The sequence below is a fragment of the Marinobacter changyiensis genome (genome assembly GCF_009193265.1).
Lineage (GTDB): Bacteria > Pseudomonadota > Gammaproteobacteria > Pseudomonadales > Oleiphilaceae > Marinobacter > Marinobacter changyiensis.
Genome location: NZ_VZZZ01000008.1, coordinates 131,349 through 149,552 on the forward strand (window position 1 = coordinate 131,349; position 18,204 = coordinate 149,552).

Sequence of the window (18,204 nt, forward strand, 5' to 3'; positions counted from 1 at the left end):
AATCAGGCCCGGCTTTCCGGTTTGCGACGACGCTTGCGCTTGCGCGGGCTCTCAGCACCGAGTTCCGACAACATTTTCTCCTGACCACGCTCGTCCTGTTCCTGGAAGTCGGTCCACCACTGGCCAAGGCCCGGCTCGATCTCACCGGCGTCTTCTCGAACCAGCAAGAAGTCATAGGCGGCCCGAAACCGGGGGTGCTCCAGAGTGACGAAGGCTCGTTTACCCTGTCGGCGGGGCAGACGCATCTGCATTTCCCAGATTTCTTTCATGGGCCCGGAGAATCGCTTGGGAATCGCCGTGGCCTGGACCTGCCGACCAATCACCTTGGCAATGGCTTGATGCAGGGCCGGCTGAATGGACTCGCCGTCGTCCTGGCGCTTACGCCATTCGACCTGGAGCGCCGGCCACAGCATTGCCGCGTAGAGAAAATACGGGGTGACCGATTTTCCCTGCTGTATCCGTCGGTCGGTATTCTGCAGGGCCTGGATGATCAGCGCCTCTGGCTCGCCAGCGTCCAGCGCCCGAACGGTGTCGGGGAACAGAGCGTCGAGCAGGTCATACTCCCGCAGCTTGTAATAAGAGGCTTCACCGTAACCGGCGGAAAACAGCTTCAGAACTTCCTCGAACAGGCGAGCTGAAGGAATGTGGGTCAGCAACGGGGCAAGTTCGGTGATGGGTGCTTCGGTTGCAGGCTCAATCTCAAAATCGAGTTTGGCGGCAAACCTTACGGCGCGTAGCATTCGCACCGGGTCCTCGCGGTAACGGGTCTCCGGGTCCCCGATCAGTCTCAGCTGCCGGTTTTCGAGATCTTTTATGCCGTTGGCGAAATCAACGACCGTGAAATCCTTGACGCAATAATACAGCGCGTTGATTGTAAAATCCCGCCGCAGGGCATCCTCTTCCTGGTTGCCATAGACGTTGTCCCGCAGCAGCAATCCGTGTTCACTGGTCTTGCGGTCGTCATCATCTTCGTCGTTGGTATCGGCGGCACTGCCCCGGAAGGTTGTCACCTCGATGACTTCTCGGCCAAACAGCACATGGACAATGCGAAAGCGGCGCCCGATCAGCCGGGAGTTCCGAAACAGTTCATGAACCTCTTCCGGCGTCGCATTGGTGGCAATATCGAAATCCTTCGGGCGCTGGCCGAGCAGGATATCGCGCACGCCGCCGCCCACCAGATAGGCTTCAAATCCGGCATTGTTCAGGCGATTCAGTACTTTTTTGGACGGCTCACTGAGAATAGAGCGGGACACAGTGTGCCGTTCACGCGGAATCACCTGACGGGAGTAGGCGGGGACTTTTTTCTTACCGCTGCGCGGTATAAATGACAGTAGTTTTTTTAGCATTGATTCAGCATCTGCAGTGAGCAAAACCGAGAGTCTAACGGTTTGGCGACCGTTTGCCCATGGCTTGCAACTGGACAGACTAAACACAAGGCCATCCGCGGTGACGGTAGTCTTTGTGTTGGGCAGGCAATTAATTGGTTCTTCAGAAAATCAAAAGGCGGGTCGCTTTCACGAACCCGCCTCGGAAGAGTAGACAATCTGCATTGTTTTTGTTGTTGCAGGGACCTTATGTCCCACGTGCCTCTATCTGAGGCAAATCATGCAAGCGGAAAGCTTTGAATACAGAGAGTGGTAATGATCTTGCGGAAGCTCTTAGTAAACATAGCGTCGCCTGGAAGACGATTCTTCTCTACATCTACAACTTGCACAAACCATGGCACCCCTAAAAAGCTCAGTACCCAAAACACTCAGTTCGCTTACGCTCTATTTTATTTTTGTTGATGAACGTTTTCCTGCAGCTATTTGTTTTTGTTTTGGCGCTGCTTTGTCACATTGTTTTTGTTGTTGTGCGCCATAAAGGGTGCAGAACACGTGCCAGTTTTATAAATTCTATATTTAACAGTATCTTGGTTATTTTAAGGTCTCGAAGCGTCCGGGGATTGTGGCCAAAGTGTTACCTGTGCCTCATTTGTGAGGGATACGTGTTCCTTGAGGTAACACCGGGTAACGTTTGAACCTTCGTTCAGTTATTTCAGGGTAACAAAACGGTTAATTGCCGGTAGTCTTCTTACGGGGAATGCCCAGACGCTGGCGGCGCTCCCACAGGGATTTTCGACTGATGCCCAGTTTCTGTGCCAGTTCTGTCTCACTCATCCGGTCCTGATTCTCCAGCACAAAATGCTGAAAATAATCTTCAAGGGAGAGATCATTGGCGGCATCGGGTTCACGGATACTGGCCGGTTGGTCACTGCCTTCGACCAGGCTCTGGGGTACCGCGAACTCACCACCATCAGAATCCAGGTCCAGTAACGCCGGCGTGATGACATCGGAGTCACACAGGATAGTGGAGCGCTCGATAGCGTTTTCCAGCTCACGTACGTTGCCAGGCCACCGATGCTTTTCCAGCACCCCCATGGCTTCGGGGCTGAAGTTCAACCCCGGTTTCCCCATGCGCTCGCCCTGTCGGGTAAGGAATTTACGTGCCAGCCCAAGGATGTCACCAGGCCTGTCTCTGAGCGGTGGAATCCGGATTTGCATCACGTTGAGGCGGTAATACAGGTCCTCCCGGAAGCCACCGGTTCGGGTCATGGCTTTGAGATTTCGGTGGGTGGCCGCGATCATACGCACACTGACCTTGCGGCTCTGGGTCGACCCCACTTTCCGTATTTCGCCCTCCTGCAACACGCGCAACAGACGGGCCTGTGCCTCCGCCGGGAGTTCCCCGATTTCATCAAGGAACAGGCTGCCGCCGTCAGCTGCTTCGATCAAGCCGGTCCGTGCTGACACTGCGCCAGTGAACGCGCCTTTTTCATGACCAAACAGTTCTGACTCAATCAGGCTTTCCGGAATGGCGGCACAGTTGACCGATATTAACGGGTGTGAAGCTCTTGGGCTGAGTTGATGTAAAGCCTGAGCCGCCAGCTCCTTCCCGGTGCCGGATTCACCCTGTACCAACACGGTTGTTTCAGTGGGGGCGACTTTGCGAATCAGCGTGAATACTTGCTGCATGGCATCGCATTGGCCGTACATCAGACTTGCCGGGTCACCGGTCTGATCGCCTTCTGCAATGTCACCGGACGTGTTGGGTATGGCTGAAAGGCTGCTGGCTTTGCGCCGCAGAATGTTTTCGACCGCCGCCAGCATTTCGTCGTGATCAAAAGGCTTGGCAATGTATTCGACCGCACCGAGTTTCATGGAGTCGACTGCCGAGCGCAGGCTCGCGTAGCTGGTCATGATCAGTACCGGCGTGGCAGGAGCCCGGTTGATCAGCTCTGTTCCGGGCGCCCCGGGCAGGCGCAGGTCCGAGATAATCAGATCGAAATGTCCGAGCTCAAACTTGCGCTCGGCCTCGTCCACTGAGCCCGCATCGGACACATCGTATTCGGCGTGCTCCAGCAGCTTGCGCAGGGCGGAGCGGATAATCTCTTCGTCTTCTACAATCAGTATTCGACGCATGTTTATTTCAAGACCTTTCGTTCTGGCCAGCATTGGCCGTGTCGGGCTCGTAGGCTGGCAGCCTCAACCTGACGCAGGTACCCCCGGTGCCGGGGGTAGCTGGACTCTCTACCTGAATATTGCCGTAGTGCTCTTCAATAATACTGTACACCAGCGACAGACCAAGGCCGGTACCCTGATTCGGTCCCTTGGTGGTGTAAAACGGCTCAAAAATATGGTCGAGCTGATCTGCGGGTATGCCCGACCCTTCGTCGGCGACCTCGATGATAGCGGAGTATCCCTCGCGGTTTCCACTGACCTGAACAAGGCCCTCCTCGGGGGAGGCGTCGCGGGCATTGGCCAGAAGATTTACAAAAACCTGGACCAGCCGTTGCTCATCCCCCAGCACCATCAGATCGCCGGGGCAGTCATTCTGATAAACAATGCCGCGGTTCTTGTCGCTGAGCGACAGCAGATTAATGGACTCGTCCACGCAGCGTCGGATAACGGCCGGTTCGTAGCGGTTTGCCTGGGCATGGTTGCCGGTGCGGGCAAAATTCACCAGGGATTGCAGAATCGCTGATATCCGGCGAGTCTGTTGTTGTATCTGATCCGCGGTCGCAAGAATGCTTGCATCATCGGTTTCGAGCTTCAGGTTTTGTGCAAGCGAAGAGATGCCAGTGACCGGGTTGCCGACTTCATGGGCAACACCCGCTGCCAGTCGCCCGACCGAGGCGAGCCGCTCGCTGTGCATCAGTTCATCTTCCAGCAGGCGGATCTCGGTCTGGTCTTCCACCAGAATGATACTGCCGCCCTCGGAGTGATCGGGGCCGCTCAGGTTGGATTTGTGCAGGTTCAGCCAATGGGGCCGGCCCTTAAGATCAAGCCGGTGTTTGTAGCGGTGTTGTTCAGCGCCCTGTACAAAGTCATCCAGCAGCAGATGCCAGTGTTCCGGTAGCGCAAGCAGCCGGGCCCCGACCACATCATCGGCAGCGATGCCGGTGAGTTTTTCCATGGCGTGGTTCCACATCAGGATTTCACCGTCGTCACCCAACGAACAGGCCGGAATAGGGAGGTTCTGGAGGGTTTGACGGTAATGGCGTCGCAGATTGTCGAGCTCGCCAGCGAGCCCGGTCAATTGGCTCTGATATTCACCCAGCGCCCGCTCAACATAGTGTATGTCCTGGGCATTGCTGCCGCTGGCCATCGGTTTGAAGCCGAGGTTACGTTTGACCATGTCTCTGGCCACTGCGGGGCCCAGCAGGCCGGAGAGGTTCACTTCTACCTGATCCCGAAGCCGGCGAAGCTGGTAGGGGCGGTATTCGATAGCAGGTAGTTTGAGTTGGATCTGGGCGCGCTCAACTTCACGACGGGCCACGTTGAAACCCAGGGGGGCGGCCAGTTGCTGGATAAAATCTTCCGACGAGGTGGCCACCAGTTCCCGGCGCTGGGGTCGTGAGAGCGCACCCAGTGAGCAGGCCTGAGCTGCGCTGGTTTCATCTTTGTTGGATTGGCTCAGCACCGACACCAGCGCGAATACAAAAACATTCAGGGTCAGGCTGGCGAAGGTAAAAATATGCCAGTTGGCGATGTCCGGGATGAGCGGCAGGTTGAGAATGGAGAGCAAATTCGCGGCACCGGAAAACGGCAGCACCAGCGTGACGGCCCATACCGTCATGCCAGTGAGGAGCCCGGCAATCAGACCTTTGCGATTGCCCTCCGGCCAGTAGATTATGCCAAGAGCCCCCGGGAGCAGTTGCAATACGCCGGACAGCGACAATGCTCCAAGGATGAACAGATCCAGCTGTTTGCCGACGGTTTCGTGGAACAGCAGGGCCGCCAGAATGATGATCGCTATCAGCAAGCGTTTAACCCAGCGTAACCAGCGGTAGATATCGCCCTGGTCGCGGGGGGTCCGTAATGGCAGTACCATGTGATTAAGCACCATGCCGGCCAGCGCCAGAGTGCTGACAATCATCAGGCCGCTGGCGGCAGACAGGCCGGCAATGTACATCAGCAAGGTCAGGGCGGGACTGTCCAGGGCCATGGCAGTGCCGATGACGTAATAACTGGGTGCGGTGGTGGCGGCCAGTTCAATGCCGCCCCACAGGATGACAGGGACAGGCAGACCGAGCAGCAGCAGATACAACGGCAAGCCCCAACTGGCCCTCGACAACGCCCTGGGGCTCGGATTCTCGCTAAAAGTCATATGGTACATGTGAGGCAGTACCAGGGCGCCCGCGAACGACATCAGCATCAGTGCCCGCCAGCTGCCATCATCAATACTGCGTTCCAGAGCGCTGACGTCGTTGTTCTGGCTGGCAAGCCATTCATTGAGCCCACCGAGCCCGCCGAACACCGTGAAAAGAATAACGCCGCCGAGAGACAACAGGGCGACAAGTTTGACCAGCGAGTCGAAAGCAATCGCTACTACTAACCCTTGATGACTCTCCGAACCCTGGTGCCTGCGGGCTCCAAACAACATCGCAAACAAAACCACCGTCAGGCTGAACAATACGCTGATCAGTGGTTGCGACGCGCCCGGGGAGAGCAGGCTCACGGAGGTCGACACGGCTTTGATCTGCATGCTCAACAACGACAGAATGGCTGCTCCCGAACACAGCGTGACCAGAGTTCCAGCCCACTGGCTGCGATATCGGAAAGCGAACAGATCCGCCAGAGAGGTCAGCTGGTAGGCACGGCTGATTCGCATGATCGGGTTCAGCAATACCGGCGCCAGCAGGAACGCACCGCTGATTCCTAGGTAATAGGCGAGAAATTCGAACCCGGACTCTGCCGCCATGCCGAGGGCGCCATAGACAGCCCAGATACCTGCGTAGACGCCAAGGCTGAGAACATAGACCACTGGATGTCGAACCCACTGACGAGGAATAAGCCCCCGCTCGGTCATATGAGCAAGGACAAATAGCAGCGTCAGATAAAGCAGGCTGACCAATAACAGGGTGGGGAGGCTAAAATTCATTGGGGTCCCGTCGCCATTCCAGCCAGAAACCCATGGCGATCAGACCCGCCCAGATCAGATAGGGGCTGTACCAGGCATTGCCCGGAGCTATCCACCAGTCAAGGATGTTGGGGGAGAATATGTAGATGGCCAGAACCAGCAGGAAGACAAGGCGGTAGATATACATCGGATGTCGCACCCGCGCTGTGTTGATGTGTGGCGTTTATAACACGTCTGTTACCGGGCTGTCAGTGTACCCTTAAACGGTAACCGAGTGTCTAAACGGTAACAGAGTGTCGTGGGATAAGCGCCCGTCGCCAGTGCCCGCAAGCCCAGCCCAGGATTTTCTCCGGTGGCACTTGTCGAAGCTCCTGTGGAGGGCATTGCCCCAGCACCTGCAGCGCCTGCCAGAGATTCGTGCCAGGGATCTGGTCATCCAGCGCCGGTGCGCGGTTCTGCTTGCTGAGCTTTTGTCCCTCACTGTTGAGAATAACCGGAATGTGCAGCCAGCGCGGCGGTTCGGCCTTCAGCGCCTGAAACACCTGCCGTTGTTGTGCCGTCATGTCCAGCAGGTCGGAGCCCCGCACAACGTCCGTGATGCCCTGGTCGATGTCGTCCACCACGACCGCCAGTTGATAGGCAAAGAAGCCTTCCTTGCGCAAAATTACCGGGTCATCGATTTCCGCTTTTACCCACTGTTGTTGGGGCCCGAGAAATTCATCGTGCCACCGGGCGTCAGCGTTCTCCAGCGCAAAGCGCATGGCCAGGGGAGTTGCGTCAGTCGAGTGACGTACCCGCTGGCGGCAATGGCCAGGATGGCGGCCACCATGGTTCTTGAGAAGTTTGCGTGAGCAACCGCAGTAGTAGGCCCGGCCTGCCAGTTGAAGGGTCGCTATCGCCTGGAAATACGCTTGGCGTCGGTCGGACTGAAAGCGGACTTCTTCGTCCGCAATCAGGCCGTGAGCCTGCAGACTTTGCAGTATCTGCCCAACCGCAGTGGTTGATTCCCGCAGGGGATCCAGGTCTTCGATCCGTACCAGCCACTGACCGTTCCGGGTTTTGGCTTCGAGGTAACTTGCCAGTGCAGTAACCAGCGATCCGAAGTGCAGAGGTCCGGTAGGAGAAGGCGCAAAACGCCCGCGATAGGTTTTTGCGGTCATCATTCAGCCCGGGCCGGTGGCGTTTGAGTGCCACCGGTGATCGGTTTAACCGGTGACTGGTTCAGATGCCAGTCTGGCGCTCGCGAATTTCCGCCAGTGTCTTGCAGTCAATGCACAGAGTTGCGGTCGGGCGCGCTTCCAGGCGACGGGTACCGATCTCGACACCGCACTGATCACAGAATCCGTAATCGTCTTTATCAATGCGATCTATGGTCTGGTCGATTTTCTTGATCAGCTTACGTTCGCGATCCCGGGTTCTGAGTTCAAGGCTGAACTCTTCTTCCTGGGTAGCGCGGTCACTCGGGTCAGCGTAGTTGGCGGCGTCTTCCTGCATATGATGCATGGTACGGTCGACTTCCTCCATCAGCTCCTGCTTCCATTTCAGAAGCAGCCCGCGGAAGTGCTCGAGCATGTCGTCGCTCATATAGTCTTCACCCTTCTTCATTTCATAGGGGGTGAAGTTAGAGAAATTCTCGCGTGGTTTGCTCTCTGTCTTTGCCATTGAACCCGGCCTCTTTACTTAAACTGCAACTGAGCGCTTGTGCCATCAATGGCAGGATGCGCTCGTCCGAAACGGGAACCGGTGTGATAAGCCACAACCGGCTACGTATAGTCTTCTGACCGTGCTGGGGCGTCTTTTAGGAGCTTAGCAGGTTTTTGCTGCATCGCGTGGTGACGCTACTTCGCGCTGATGATTTCCCAGAATTTGCGGAAAATAGCAGATATACCGAAGCCACGCCAGCCCTGTGTTGCAGGCTTTTGTTTTGGTGTGGCCCTGCGCGAGCGTATGATGGCCAACCCAGCGACTAAAGCCCCGGAGCCTGACATGCAGTTCGCGAATCCCCTGATACCCGGGCAGCTCATCAAACGCTACAAACGCTTTCTTGCGGATGTGCGATTGCAGGATGGTCGGGAGGTCACCGCCCACTGCCCCAACACCGGCTCCATGCTCGGTTGTCAGCCTGAGTCTGCCCGGGTGTGGTTGAGTGCCAGTGACAACCCCAAGCGAAAACTCCCCTACACCTGGGAGCTGGTCGAAACCTCGCCGGGGGTGATGGCCTGTATCAATACCGCACGGCCGAACCATCAGGCCCGGGAGGCTATCGAGGCCGGTCGGATCCCCGAGCTGACCGGCTACACAGTGATTCGTCCGGAAGTCCGCTATGGCCAGGAGAAGAGTCGTATTGATCTGCATCTGTCCGGCCATGGCGCCCTGCCGGACGCCTGGGTCGAGGTGAAGAACGTCACCCTCTGCGAGGGCGCGTTGGGCTACTTCCCCGACGCGGTCACCACTCGCGGCCAAAAGCACCTGCGGGAGCTGATCTCCCGGGTGGCGGTTGGCGAGCGGGCGGTGCTGCTATTCTGCGTCAATCACTCCGGTATTCTCTCGGTCAGATCGGCAGACCATATAGATCCTGTCTACGGGCGCCTGCTCAAAGAGGCGGTTGCCGCAGGAGTGGAAGTACTGGCCTGGAAAGCGGATCTGGCCGCAGACGGGGAGCCCAGCGGTTCGTTGGCTCTGGTGCAGCCTGTTCCCGTCACGCTTGACTGACGCTCGTTGCCGACGCTATAGCCCATTCGGGTGCGATGCTCGCCGGCCCATGGTATCTGGGCCGACTGCTTGTCAGAGTGGCCCCGTCAGGCACCGGGCAAACCGAAATGCTGACGAATACGATCGGCGAGTGCTTCGGCCACGTGGTCCTGCTCGGTATGAACGTGGATGGTATGGGTTTTCTCCCGGGCACTCAGGGGCTCAAGCCAATGCTTCTGCTCTTCCAGCAGGGCTTCGTCGGCTTCTGATGCGTCGCCCTTGCGAGACCTTACCCATTGTCTGCGTAAGGCTTCCGGCGCTTCGCAATCGACAAGAGCGAACGGTACTCCCTGGTTTTCGGCTACAGCCTTCAATTGCTCCCGTTCATGATGCTTGAGGTTGGCGGCATCCACTATCACCGAGAACCCGGCGGCCAGAAGCTGGGTCGAGCGCTGAGCAAGCAGCTCATAGGTGTCGCGATTGGCCTTTTCGGTGTAGAGGTTTTCCTTGGGGCGGGATTTGCTGCTATCGAGGGGGCCGAGCCCGAACATTCGTTTACGCTCCACGTCCGAGCGCAGCCGAACCAGCCCGAGTTGCGCTGACAGGGCGCCGCTGATGACCGATTTACCGCTGCCGGATAGACCGGTGGTCGCCAACATGAAGCGATGGGGAATGTTGCTGTAACTCTCTGCCAGGTTGGCGTAATCCTGATACCGTTGGGTAAGTCCGGTCTTCTCGGCCTCACTCAGTGAGGGGTTGCCCAGCATGAACAGGGAAATTTTTGCCCGCACCATGGCTCTGTAAGCTTTGTAGAGCGGCAGCAACGGCAGCCCGTCAAAATCACCACTGAACTCCAGATAAGTGTTCAGGGTCTGGTTGGCCAGTGCTTGCTCATGTCGGGCTTCCAGGTCCATCAGCAAAAAGGCGAAGTCGTTGATCACGTCGATCCAGCGGAATGGCTCACTGAATTCGATGCAGTCAAATACCGTCACTTCGTCCTCGTAAACGGTAATATTGGCGAGGTGAAGGTCGCCATGACATTCACGGACGAATCCATCCTCACGCCGTTGGCTGATGCGGTCTTTCATGAGGTCGATGGTGGTCTGGGTCCAGGCTTCGAGGCTATCAACCTGCGCCAGCAATGCCTCGTCGCTCAATAACGGACGAATCTGGTCAAAATTCTCCTGCATGGCAGCAAATACCGCTTCTGGCTCACCAAAAGGCTTGTCCTCGGGTACCCTGGGCAGCTGTTGGTGGCTCTGGGCGACCTGTCTGGCCAGGCTGTTCAGAAGCTCAGGTGTCAGCTTGCCGGCTTCCTGCTGCCGGTCGAGCAGGTCGGCCTGGTCAAACTGGCGCATGCGAACAGCGTATTCGAAGGGCTCGCCGGTGCCCTTGAGTTGCGGTTGAGCCGGTGTCCCGGTAATCGGTATCACATCCAGGTACAGTTTGCTGGCCAACCGGCTGTTCAGGCGCAGCTCTTCCTCGCAGAAACGCTTTCGTCGATCCAGGGTCGAGAAATCGAGAAATCCGAAATCCATCGGTTTTTTAATCTTGTAAGCGTAGGGGCCGGTAAGCAGGACCCAGGAAATGTGGGTTTCATGAACCTGGAAATCGGTCACCGGATAATCGTAGAGCGCCGGATTCTGCAGGGCGAGAATCAGGTCGCCGGTTGTTGCTTCACTCACAAGCCTCTCCTTGAATGTATTTTTAATTCCGAATGTTAGGTTGGGACCATCATAGCGGTGAGATTACAGAAATAACACAGAGAAGGGCGACGCACCCGGCGAGGGGATTCGTTATAATCCTGCGCATGAAAAAGACGTCCAACGCTAAAAAGTCTCCGAAAAAACGTTCACCTGGTTCCTCCCCACGGGGCAAAAGTCGCTTCTGGCACCTTGTCGGCAGGGTTTCCCTGGTCGGGCTGGTGGTGCTGACGGGCTGGGTGGTTTACCTCGACGCTGTAGTAACCTCCAAATTCGAGGGTCAGCGTTTTGAAGTGCCCTCCAGGGTTTACGCGCGCCCGCTGGAGCTATACGACGGTGCAAGTGTCAGCGTGGGGGCACTGAAGCGAGAGCTTGAGATGTCCGGCTACCGGACCGGCAATGGCACCCAGGCCGGTACCTACACTCAATCCGGCAGTCGCTTTGTAATCAGCACGCGTGGATTCCGGTTTGCGGACGGCAGCGAGCCCCGTCGCCGGCTTTCCCTGTCCATCAGCGGTGACCGTGTCGAAAATTTCCGGAATCTGTCCGGCGAAAACACCGCCATAGCGAGACTGGAGCCCGCCCGCATTGGTGGTATTTACCCGGCGCACAAAGAAGACCGGGTGCTGGTCAAGCTCAGTGATCTGCCGCCGGTGTTGGAGAGTGCCCTGTTAACGATTGAAGACCGTGAATTTTACGATCACTTCGGTGTTGCGCCGCTGTCTATTGCCCGTGCGCTCTGGGTCAACATTCAGGCCGGCCGGGTAGTGCAGGGCGGCAGTACGCTGACCCAGCAGTTGGTAAAAAACTTCTACCTGACCCGGGACCAGACCCTGATTCGCAAAGGCAACGAAGCCTTGATGTCGATGCTGCTTGAAGCGCATTACGAGAAACAGGACATTCTCGAAACCTATCTGAATGAGGTTTACCTTGGCCAGGCGGGCACCCGAAGCATTCATGGCTTTGGTCTGGCGAGCCAGTTTTATTTCGGTGAATCTCTGAAAGATCTTGAGCTGGAGCAGGTGGCACTGCTGGTCGGTCTGGTGAAGGGCCCCAGTTACTATGATCCGCGCCGTAATCCTGAGCGGGCGCTGAATCGCCGCAATCTGGTGATTGATACCCTGCTTGCCAATGGGGTCATCGAGGAGGTGGACGCTCAGAAAGCCCGCGCCAAACCGCTTGATGTGACGCCCAAGCCGTCGTATTCAGAGAACCGCTATCCCGCCTACATTGATCTGGTGCGCCGTCACCTGGCCCGGGACTACAAGCAGGAAGATCTTCAGAGTGAAGGGCTGAGGATTTTCACCACCTTGAATCCCGCGATTCAGTACGCAGCGGAGTACTCCGTCGCCAATACGTTGAAAGACATGGAGCGCAGCCGCTCCGAGCCGCTTCTGGAGGCGGCCATGGTGGTGACATCGAGAGACAGCGGCGAAGTGCTGGCACTGGTCGGGGGGCGGGACCCGAAGTACGCGGGATTCAATCGCGCAGTGGATGCCCGGAGGCCTATTGGCTCACTGATCAAGCCATTCACCTACCTGACTGCGTTGCAGTCTCCCGAACGTTACACCCTGATTACGCCGGTCGAGGACCGCAAATTTGCCCTGGTCTTTGATGATGGTCGCCGATGGGAGCCGAACAACTACGATGGCGAAGAGCACGGCGAAGTGCCGCTGCACCGGGCGTTATCGCGCTCTTATAACCTGGCAGCGGTTCGTGTCGGCCTCGATGTTGGTATCGAGGCAGTGGTCGAAACCCTGCAGAAACTGGGTGTCACCGACCCCATATCGGAGTATCCGTCCATGCTGTTGGGGTCGGTCTCGATGACGCCGGTGACGGTTGCGTCACTCTATCAGGGCCTGGCGACGTCAGGCTTTAATATTCCTCTGCGTACCATCAGGGATGTCACTACGGCCCAAGGTGAATCGCTTTCCCGATACAGTCTTGCAGTGGATCAGGTGGTTGACCCTGGCGCTGTTCACCTGGTCCAGTACGCTATGCAGGAAACCCTGCAAGAGGGGACTGGACGATCTGCCTATCGGTTCGTGCCGGACGAGCTTGGGCTTGCGGGTAAAACCGGGACCACCGATGATGGGCGCGATAGCTGGTTTGCCGGATTCAGCGGTGACTTGCTGGCGGTAACCTGGGTGGGACGGGATGATAACGGCCCGACCGCTTATACCGGCGCCACAGGTGCGTTGCCCGTATGGGCCAGGTTCATGGCCCAAGTGCCGCAGCATGGTTTCTCGCCGGTCGTCCCGGATGGTGTTCAGTATCATTGGGTCAATGCCGAGACCGGTACCTTAACTGATGAGCACTGTGAAAACGCACGTTTCATGCCGTTTGTGACAGGCAGCGAACCCCAGGACTCGGTGAGCTGTTCCGGTGATCTCACGCGGCGACTTAAAGGCTGGTTTGAAGGATTGTTTCAATGATATTAAGGCGGATCATATTGAGTAGTGGCCTGGCTGCAACCGTTGCACTTGCGGGTTGCGCCAGTCCGGGCGGCTCCATTTACGTGCCCTCTGGCCAATCCCCGGATATTGAGGAAGCACCGGAGCCGCCCCGGACCAGCAACCCGGATCGTACTGTACGGAAGTCCGAGCAACCGGAGACCAGCGAGCCTGAGCGTCAGGTGTCACCGCGACATCAGCAACAGGGCGAAAGCTTGTCACCGGCTGCCGCCGGGTTAATGCGCGAAGCCAGCACCTTGCTGGCCCTGGAAAACCCTCGGGGGGCTGTCAGCAAGCTCGAAAGGGCGCAGAGAATCTCTCCCCGTTCCGCCGAGATTTACTACAAGTTATCAGAAGCTTACGTAGCGTTGGATCAGTTGGGTTCCGCGGAGCAGTTTACCCTGAAGGGCTTGTCGCTGGCAGGCAGCGATTCTTCTTTGCAGCGCTCAGGTTGGTTGCTGCTGGCGGATATCCGGCGTGCCAGGGGAAACGTGGCAGGGGCGGATCAGGCGGAGTCTAGGGCTTCGGCTCTATAACCGATTGGTTTGACGACGAAAAAGCCCCCGCGTGCGAGGGCTTGAGCATGGTCGTCAGGGGTAGATGCTATCGACTACTAGTTGATAGCCACGTCAGTGACTTCGCCCGCCACTACTTTACTCTCTATGCCCTGAGCAGGTATAAAGGTCAGGTCTTCATTAATGAATTTTCCCTCCGCATCCTGACGCTCATCCATATCGCAGGTATAGCTGACAGTATAATTTCCGGCTGAAATGAATGATGCCTGATATTCATAGGTCTCGGTATTCACTGGTGCAGCTACCACTGGCTCATTGCTGCTGCCGAGGTCATCCGGAGTTACCTCGTGGCCGGCATGAACATAGACTGCGCCCGCATATACACTGGTATTGAACCCAGCTTCGGAGCAGGCATTAGCCAAAAGTGTCGGGTCAATTGATCCGGAAATGATTCCAACTTCGCTGTTGTCTACAAGTCTCAGCACCGGCTTGAGCAGGTAACTGTCTTGCCCCGGGGGATTTACCAGAGACTTGCGAACGTCAAAGTCGATAGTGAAGCTCGCGGACTCGCCAGCCGGCACGACGAAGCCAGAAGTCTGGAGCCCGCGCGTATCCCCTGATGGGACAAAAAGATCATTGATGCCGCCGTTATCATCGATGACTGAAAAGGTGCTCTCATCGCCCAGTTTCAGGCGAATCCACTCGTATTCGCCCGCAGGAAGCTCTTGGTTGCTCAAGAGAGCTTCAACGGAGCCGTTCTGGAGGTCGAGTAGGTTGATGTTATCAAGATTTTCGGGGTTTTCTACGTCAAAGCTGATGCTCTGGCCGTCGGCTGGCTTCAGTTCAACGGCGACTACCGTGATATTTACTGCCTGAACGCCATCTACGGCTGCATCTGTAAGATCAAATGAAGCAGTACCGGTAGAGCCAGCGTCGCCGCCCCCACTTCCACCACAGGCTGCAACAGCGGCTGCGAGTGCGGTGATGCCAAAACTTTTGATTAATGCATTTTTCATAACTGATCTCCGGGTACTGTCTGGTCGATGGACTTGTTGTTCAACGTTGTTGGTATCATGGCGAGCTTCCTTTACTCTCTTGCGGAGTCCGATGCCTGAGGATAAAACGCCAGGGTTCAGCAAGAGGTTCCGGTTTATCGTGTTACAAAGTGTACAGATGAAAATTTGGTATCAGCAGGCGGCTTATGCGCGCCGGTGTTTTTTCTGGTATGAGCTGGTTTTAACGAGTCTCGGCGGGTTAGCATTTTGGCATTGATACCCTTCAGACGGCCTGCAAGGCCCACGAGATTTGAAAAGCTGGTCCAGCCCCATCTGGAGGCCATGTACCGCTTTGCCTTCCGATTGTCGGGTCAGCAGCACGATGCAGAGGACCTGGTGCAGGATGTGGTGGTGAAGCTCTACCCCCGTCTTGAAGAACTGGAGGGGATTGAACAGCTCCGGCCCTGGCTTAACCGGGTGCTGTACCGGCATTTTGTCGACCAGTTACGGCGTCGGAGCCGTCAGGCGGACCGGCCCGTAAGCGACGTGGCCGGGCCCGACCAGCAGGCCAGCTTTCTCGATTCCTACGCCGCCGATGTGCCGGAGCTGACCGAACAGATCAGTGCCCAGCGCCTTAAACCCATCATGGATTCTGTTATTCAGGAGCTCTCGCCGGACCAGCGCACACTGATGCTGCTGCATGACGTGGATGGCTGGAGCCAGGAGGATATCGCGCGAGTGCTCGAAATACCGGTGGGTACGGTGAAGTCGAGGGTTCATCGCTGCCGGGCATCGCTGAAGAAAAAACTGCTTGAGAGACCGGAACTTTTCCAGCAGACCCGGCGTGTGAAACAAAGAGGTGATGGAAATGTTGTGTAATCAATGCAAAGACAATTTGCGTTCCTGGGTCGGGAATAAACTTTCTGCGGCGCAGGCAAGCCGTATAGAGCAGCATATTGCCCTCTGTGAGGATTGCGCCATCGCCGCCCACAATGAACAGGCAATCTTCGACTCGTTACACGACAGCCAGACGGTGCCGGCGCCATCGTTCGGATTCGAGGAGCGGGTTCTGGGTGCGGCCTCGGGCAAAGGCGGGCGGTCCCGGAATGGTTCTTCGAGCCATGGCTGGAGTACGCCGGTGACCGGTGGTGCCATCGCGGCTGCCCTGGTTGTGGGTGTCGCATTGGGTTTTGGCTGGAACTCGGGGTCCGACCTGGTATCCGGCGCGCAGCAGATCGGCAGTGACAAGAGTCTGGTCGCCGTGCCCGTTGCCCGTAATGTCCGGCTTGCATTCAGCTCCGGGGAAGCGCTCGAAGGAGTTACCCTGACGGTGGAATTGCCTCCCCATGTTGAGGTGGCAAGTTACCCCGGGCATCAGAAACTGAGCTGGGAAGTGGACCTGGATAAAGGCGAAAATGTGGTGAATCTGCCGCTTAACATTTTGTTCTCGGGCGAGGGCGAACTCGTTGCCCATCTGGACGACGGTCGCAGAACAAAGACCTTCCGAACCAGCCTTGACGGCGCTGTGGGGAAAGGCGATGAGGAGCCGTCATCATGACAGCCGGGGTTTGGCACCGCATTGCTGTCAGGGTCTGTCTTGGGTTGCTGCTGTCAACACCCGCAATGGTCTTCGCCAATGATGATCTGGATGTGACCATGCGAATGGTCAGAGATGATGACGAACTGACCGAATCCGTTGTCCGCGAGATTAAGTTGCGCGAACCGGTTGCCTCTGAGCGCCGGCAGAGCCGGACGAGCAAATCCGCTAATACACCCCGCGAGGCGCGAGGCGCAGATGCTGCTCGCGAAGCAGCCCGGGTTGCAGCAGAGCAGGCCCGGGAAGTTCGCGGACGGAATGAGCAGCGCGGGCGCCCCGAGCTGCCGGAACGACCAGATGTTTCCGGGCGCCCCGAGAGGCCTGATGTATCTAAACGCCCTGAGCGGCCCGAGTCACCCTGACCCGCGCGTCTCTATCCCGATCGTAATGTTTCTCCCCTGCGCGACGAATCCCTTTGTCCCTTGCTATACTCCCGCTCTTGCTCGCTCGCCTGATTGTTTTCGCAGGAAGAGTGGATCATACCGTATCTCCGGAGTAAGGCTTGCGGCTTTCAAGATTAGCCACGTTTTTCATCGCCCTGATGGTCTTGGCACCCGCTTCAATGGCGAGGGAGCCAGCTGGAAACCGGAATTTTGAAGCCGGCGTGGAGGCATTCATTGAGGGCGATCTGACGAGGGCCCGGGCTTATTTCGAGCGGGCCAGGGCAGGTTGCCTGAATACCCCCTCGCTGCTTTATAATATGGGCGTTGTATACTTCCGTCTCGGGCAGCATGATTCAGCTGAAGCCGTTTTCCTGGAATTGCTGGATACGCCCGATGCCTCTCTCGCCCGGTATAACCTCGGGCTGGTCAAGCGGGCGTCGGGGCAGGACTGGGCAGCCAGGCAATGGTTCGAGCAGGCCGCCGGGCCGGAATCGCCGGAGAAGTTGCGGGCGTTAGCCCTTCGTCAGCTTGACGAGCCCATAGCGACCGGATTCCAGGCATTCGCTGGTGAGGGGTATCTCGCGGCCACATTAGGTTATGACAATAACATCGCCGGAACGCCGGATGACGCCTCGAGCAATCAGGCCGGCGCTCTCGTGGATTTATTCGCAGCCGGAAAGGTTTTTATCGGTGCGGGCGGTCTCAGCCTGCAAAGTGTTGCCTTTAGCCGCCAGTATCACCCCAACACCGACTTTGACAACCGTTATCTCAGTACTGGCGCATCCTGGCTGGAAGACACTGGTGCCGGTGAACTGACCTCTACCGTAACTTTGGCCGCTTCCTGGTTTGACGGAGATACTCTCGAACGCGAGGTCCGGCTGGCAGCACTTTATCGTCCTGATCGTTGCGTTTTCGGTAACGAGGGCTTGCTGTCCGACTGCAGCGTGAGCGGGTCGGTTTCCACCATTGAGGGTGGAAGCGGTTTCAGTGCCTATGACGGAGACTTGCTGCGGTTGGGCGCCAGCGCCCAGAAAGCTGTGGGTAACTTAACGTTAACTGGCCAGTACCAGCTTGAGCTCAATGACCGCAAAGATCTGACCACCCTACAGGAATTCTTCAGCCTGTCCCCTGTTCGCAATCTGGTATGGGCTGAGGCTCGTAGCGCAGTGTCTGGTCGGCTTTCTCTCGCTGCAAGGGGCGACATCCGTCATTCCCGCTACAAGGATAATCATCAACTGGCATTAGGTTCCGAGGTGGTCTCCGAACGCCGGACAGATAATCGGCTGCGGGGTACCCTGTTGGCGGAGTATCGCTTGATTGACCAATGGATGGTAGTGGCGGAATGGAGTCTGTCAGAAAACCGCAGCACCATAGAACGGTACAGTTACAGCCGTCTCGAAGTAATGATAGGTATTGAAGCCGGTTTCTGAGGCGTCCATTCCCGGCCAAGGCAGGTGGCTTTCTC

At 57.2% G+C, this 18,204-nt stretch carries 15 protein-coding genes; 7 read left to right on the plus strand and 8 right to left on the minus strand.

The genetic code is table 11. From position 1 onward, the window contains the following. Positions 1-2: 2 nt before the first annotated feature. From pcnB to dksA, 6 genes are all read right to left on the minus strand, one after another. The gene (gene pcnB, locus F6Y09_RS19360; RefSeq protein ID WP_152208589.1) at positions 3-1,346 is read right to left on the minus strand and encodes a polynucleotide adenylyltransferase PcnB; all 1,344 of its coding nucleotides are present in this window, start codon (positions 1,344-1,346) and stop codon (positions 3-5) included. Between the two features lie 708 nt (positions 1,347-2,054). Further along, positions 2,055-3,461 carry a sigma-54-dependent transcriptional regulator gene (locus F6Y09_RS19365; RefSeq protein ID WP_152208590.1) on the minus strand — a complete coding sequence of 469 codons (1,407 nt, stop codon included), beginning with the start codon at positions 3,459-3,461 and terminating at the stop codon, positions 2,055-2,057. 7 nt (positions 3,462-3,468) lie between these two features. Beyond that, entirely contained in the window at positions 3,469-6,423 is a 2,955-nt protein-coding gene (locus F6Y09_RS19370) for an ATP-binding protein (RefSeq protein WP_152208591.1), read from the minus strand. Beyond that, positions 6,413-6,589, minus strand: coding sequence for a hypothetical protein (locus F6Y09_RS20220; protein ID WP_179959474.1), 177 nt, complete (start codon positions 6,587-6,589; stop codon positions 6,413-6,415). Before F6Y09_RS20220 ends, F6Y09_RS19370 begins: the two co-directional genes overlap by 11 nt. Positions 6,590-6,680: 91 nt before the next feature. After that, complete coding sequence (gene gluQRS, locus F6Y09_RS19375; RefSeq protein ID WP_152208626.1) at positions 6,681-7,562, minus strand: tRNA glutamyl-Q(34) synthetase GluQRS; 882 nt, start codon at positions 7,560-7,562, stop codon at positions 6,681-6,683. A gap of 61 nt (positions 7,563-7,623) precedes the next feature. Next, positions 7,624-8,064, minus strand: coding sequence for an RNA polymerase-binding protein DksA (dksA, locus tag F6Y09_RS19380; protein ID WP_152208592.1), 441 nt, complete (start codon positions 8,062-8,064; stop codon positions 7,624-7,626). 324 nt (positions 8,065-8,388) lie between these two features. Between dksA and sfsA the strand changes: the two genes are divergently transcribed. Next, a complete protein-coding gene (gene sfsA / locus F6Y09_RS19385) occupies positions 8,389-9,114 on the plus strand; it encodes a DNA/RNA nuclease SfsA (protein WP_152208593.1) in 726 nt (241 codons plus the stop codon). An 86-nt stretch (positions 9,115-9,200) separates the two neighbouring features. On the opposite strand, the gene F6Y09_RS19390 is transcribed toward sfsA, so the two are convergent. Beyond that, on the minus strand, positions 9,201-10,778 hold the full coding sequence (locus F6Y09_RS19390) for a bifunctional aminoglycoside phosphotransferase/ATP-binding protein (protein ID WP_152208594.1): 1,578 nt from the start codon (positions 10,776-10,778) through the stop codon (positions 9,201-9,203). Between the two features lie 125 nt (positions 10,779-10,903). Here F6Y09_RS19390 and mrcB point away from each other — a divergent pair, with 125 nt between their 5' ends. After that, a complete protein-coding gene (mrcB, locus tag F6Y09_RS19395; RefSeq protein WP_152208595.1) occupies positions 10,904-13,231 on the plus strand; it encodes a penicillin-binding protein 1B in 2,328 nt (775 codons plus the stop codon). After that, positions 13,228-13,785 (plus strand): tetratricopeptide repeat protein, encoded by a 558-nt coding sequence (locus F6Y09_RS19400; RefSeq protein ID WP_152208596.1) that lies wholly within the window; start codon positions 13,228-13,230, stop codon positions 13,783-13,785. Before mrcB ends, F6Y09_RS19400 begins: the two co-directional genes overlap by 4 nt. Positions 13,786-13,862: 77 nt before the next feature. Here F6Y09_RS19400 and F6Y09_RS19405 read toward each other — a convergent pair whose 3' ends face one another. After that, positions 13,863-14,780, minus strand: coding sequence for a DUF4382 domain-containing protein (locus tag F6Y09_RS19405; RefSeq protein WP_152208597.1), 918 nt, complete (start codon positions 14,778-14,780; stop codon positions 13,863-13,865). Between the two features lie 246 nt (positions 14,781-15,026). Here F6Y09_RS19405 and F6Y09_RS19410 point away from each other — a divergent pair, with 246 nt between their 5' ends. The 4 genes from F6Y09_RS19410 (at position 15,027) to F6Y09_RS19425 (ending at position 18,169) form a co-directional block, all read left to right on the plus strand. Continuing rightward, positions 15,027-15,638, plus strand: coding sequence for an RNA polymerase sigma factor (locus F6Y09_RS19410; RefSeq protein ID WP_152208598.1), 612 nt, complete (start codon positions 15,027-15,029; stop codon positions 15,636-15,638). Continuing rightward, positions 15,628-16,317 carry an anti-sigma factor family protein gene (locus F6Y09_RS19415; RefSeq protein ID WP_179959475.1) on the plus strand — a complete coding sequence of 230 codons (690 nt, stop codon included), beginning with the start codon at positions 15,628-15,630 and terminating at the stop codon, positions 16,315-16,317. Before F6Y09_RS19410 ends, F6Y09_RS19415 begins: the two co-directional genes overlap by 11 nt. Then, entirely contained in the window at positions 16,314-16,718 is a 405-nt protein-coding gene (locus F6Y09_RS19420; RefSeq protein ID WP_246180606.1) for a hypothetical protein, read from the plus strand. Before F6Y09_RS19415 ends, F6Y09_RS19420 begins: the two co-directional genes overlap by 4 nt. A 140-nt stretch (positions 16,719-16,858) precedes the next feature. Next, positions 16,859-18,169, plus strand: coding sequence for a tetratricopeptide repeat protein (locus tag F6Y09_RS19425; protein ID WP_152208600.1), 1,311 nt, complete (start codon positions 16,859-16,861; stop codon positions 18,167-18,169). Positions 18,170-18,204: the final 35 nt, after the last annotated feature.